Origin of the sequence: Accumulibacter sp., from assembly GCF_032229525.1 — a bacterium.
GTDB lineage: Bacteria > Pseudomonadota > Gammaproteobacteria > Burkholderiales > Rhodocyclaceae > Accumulibacter.
Genome location: NZ_JAVTWB010000129.1, coordinates 7,003 through 9,912 on the forward strand (window position 1 = coordinate 7,003; position 2,910 = coordinate 9,912).

Genomic DNA, 2,910 nt, shown 5'->3' on the forward strand with positions numbered 1-2,910 from the left:
GGCCGCATCGAGCAGGGCGGTGGCCGGCAAACTGCGGCCGCTCGGATTGTTCGGATTGCACAGCACAACGATCGGTGTGGCCACGGCGAGCGCGCGGGTCAGCGAGACGTTCTCCAGCCGGCGCAGGCGATGGCCGGCACGTTCCCAGGCCTGCGGATGCTCTGCGTAGATCGGCGTCATGCAGGCGACCGCCACCGGCGCGAACAGCGTCGGCAGGAGCTGAACCGCCGCCTGCGAACCGGGCAAGGCGAGCAGCCGTTCACTGCCGTAGTAGGCGGCAGCTGCCGCGTCCAGACCATCCTCTTCCTCGGGCAGGCGTCGCCAGCACGCCGGGTCGATCGTGGGAAGCGGGAAGGCGTACGGGTTGATGCCGGTCGACAAATCGAGCCAGTCGCTCAGCGCCCGCTCGCCGAAAGCGGCGTAGTGCCTGGCCGCAGCGCGCAAGCGCCCGCCGTGCTCAAGCACGCGCCAGACCCCAACAAAGCATCGTCGCCAACCACAGCCACAGGCTGCGACGAAGCAGCGTCAGCGTGCGGGCGATGTCCTCGCCGCACGCTGGCCGCCCCTCGCCGAGCAAGGGCCGTTCCTGGCGATGGCCGTGGTAGACCGCCGCACCGCCCAGCGCCAGCCCCAGACTGCCGGCGCCGGCAGCCATCACCGGGCCGGCGTTCGGGCTCTTCCAGCTCGCCGCCTGCCGCTGCCAGCAGCGCAGCGCCCTGCGCGTCTGGCCGCAGAGGGCGTAGGAAAAGGCCGTCAGGCGGGCGGGAAAATAGTTGAGCAGATCGTCGAGACGGGCAGCAGCCCAGCCGAAATCAGCGAAACGTGCGTTGCGGTAACCCCACATCGCGTCGAGCGTGTTGGCCAGGCGAAAGAGCAGCGCGCCCGGCCCGCCGAGCAACGCGAACCAGAACAAGGTGCCAAAAATGGCGTCGTTGCCGTTCTCCAGCGTCGACTCGACGCAGGCGCTGGCCACACCCGCCGCATCGAGGTCGTCGGTCTGGCGTGAGACCATCCAGCCAACGTGGCACCGCGCCGCCACCAGATCGCCGCTCGCCAGATCGTCGGCCACCCGACTGGCGTGCTCGGCCAGGCTACGCCCGCCGAGCGCCAGGGTGAGCAGGAGCACATCGACAACCCAGCCGGGCAGGCCCGGCGGGATCGCCCAGAGAGCCAACGCGACCGGCGGCAAGACCAGCAGCGACCAGGCCAGCAAGCCACGCAGCAGCCGTCCGGCGCCGGCATTCATGGCGCGCTCGAGCGCACTGGCCAGAACACCGAAACCGACCAGAGGATGCCAGCGTGCGGGCTCGCCGAGCAGCCGATCGAGTCCTGCAGCGGCGACCGCGGCCAGAGGCAGGAACAACGTGGCCGGCATGGCGACGGCGAGGAAGGGGAAAGAAGAGACGGCAGGCATGCGAGAATCGGGGCAACGAAACCCCGGATTCTACGATGAACGAGCCGCTTACCCCCAGCCTGATGGTCCAGGGCTGTACTTCCGACGCCGGCAAGAGCACCCTGGTCGCCGCGCTGTGCCGCATCCTGCATCGTCGCGGCGTCCGTGTTGCCCCCTTCAAACCGCAGAACATGGCGCTCAATTCGGCGGTCACCATCGACGGCGGCGAGATCGGTCGGGCGCAGGCGCTGCAGGCGCTGGCGGCCGGCCTGCCGGCGCACTCCGACTTCAATCCGGTGCTGCTGAAGCCGGCGACCGACCAACGGGCGCAGGTGATCATCCACGGCAAAGCACTCACCGACCTCAATGCGCGCGACTACCACGCCTATAAACCACGCGCCATGCAAGCGGTGCTCGAATCGTGGCGGCGCCTGGCTACGCAGTACGAATGCCTGATCGTCGAAGGGGCCGGTAGCCCGGCCGAGATCAACCTGCGCGACCGCGACATCGCCAACATGGGTTTTGCCGAGGCCGTCGACTGCCCGGTGATCCTGATCGCCGACATCGATCGCGGCGGTGTCTTCGCCCACCTTTGCGGCACCCTCGACCTGCTCTCCGCCTCCGAGCAGGCGCGTGTCAAGGGTTTCGTAATCAACCGCTTTCGTGGCGACATCGGCCTGCTCGAAGGCGGCCTGCGCTGGCTCGAGGAACGTACCGGCAAGCCGGTGCTCGGCGTCTTGCCCTATCTGCACGGTCTCTATCTCGACGCCGAGGATGCGCTACCACGCGAGGCGGTGCGCAAGGAGGCGGCCACCCTGCGCGTCATCGCGCCGGTGTACCCGCGGATCTCGAACCATAACGATCTCGATCCGCTGCGTTTCCACCCGGAAGTCGATTTTCGCTTCGTCGGCCCGAACGAGCCGCCGCCCGCTTGCGACCTGATCGTCCTGCCCGGCTCCAAGGCGGTGCAGGCGGATCTGGCCTGGCTACGTGCGCAGGGTTGGGAAGAGGCGATTCGTCGCCACCTGCGCTACGGCGGCAAGCTGATCGGCATTTGCGGCGGCCTGCAGATGCTCGGCCAGCAATTGCACGATCCGCTGGGACTCGAAGGCGTTGCGGGCAGCACGCCGGGACTCGGCTGGCTGGACTACGAAACACGGCTGGCGGCCGAGAAAACGCTGCAGAACGTCAGTGGCGAGTTGCTGATCGCGGGAGCGGCGGCCGTCACCGGCTACCGCATCCACATGGGGGTCACCCGTGGCGCGGCGCTGGAGAAACCAGCGGCGCAGCTCGCCGGCCAGCCGGACGGCGCGCTCTCCGACGACGGGCAGATTCTGGCCACCTACTGCCACGGCCTGTTCGACTCGCCGCCGGCGCTGACCGCGCTGCTGGCCTGGGCCGGCCACCGACCGACGCAGGATTTCGATCCGGGACAGCGCCGCGAACAGGACATCGACCGACTCGCCGACGCCGTCGAACAGCACCTGGATCTGCGCCAGCTGGCGGAGTGGTTGCCG

At 68.8% G+C, this 2,910-nt stretch carries 3 protein-coding genes; 1 reads left to right on the forward strand and 2 read right to left on the reverse strand.

Going from position 1 to position 2,910, the window contains the following annotated elements; all coding sequences use genetic code 11:
- Positions 1-465: aminotransferase class I/II-fold pyridoxal phosphate-dependent enzyme (locus tag RUW20_RS08845; protein ID WP_313951844.1), on the reverse strand; the 465-nt coding region annotated here is incomplete at its 3' end.
- Positions 458-1,414, reverse strand: coding sequence for an adenosylcobinamide-phosphate synthase CbiB (gene cbiB / locus RUW20_RS08850; RefSeq protein WP_409559332.1), 957 nt, complete (start codon positions 1,412-1,414; stop codon positions 458-460). The genes RUW20_RS08845 and cbiB, both read right to left, overlap by 8 nt.
- 35 nt (positions 1,415-1,449) lie before the next feature.
- On the opposite strand from cbiB, the gene RUW20_RS08855 reads away from it, so the two are divergent.
- A partial coding sequence (locus RUW20_RS08855; protein WP_313951845.1) for a cobyric acid synthase occupies positions 1,450-2,910 on the forward strand: 1,461 nt, incomplete at its 3' end.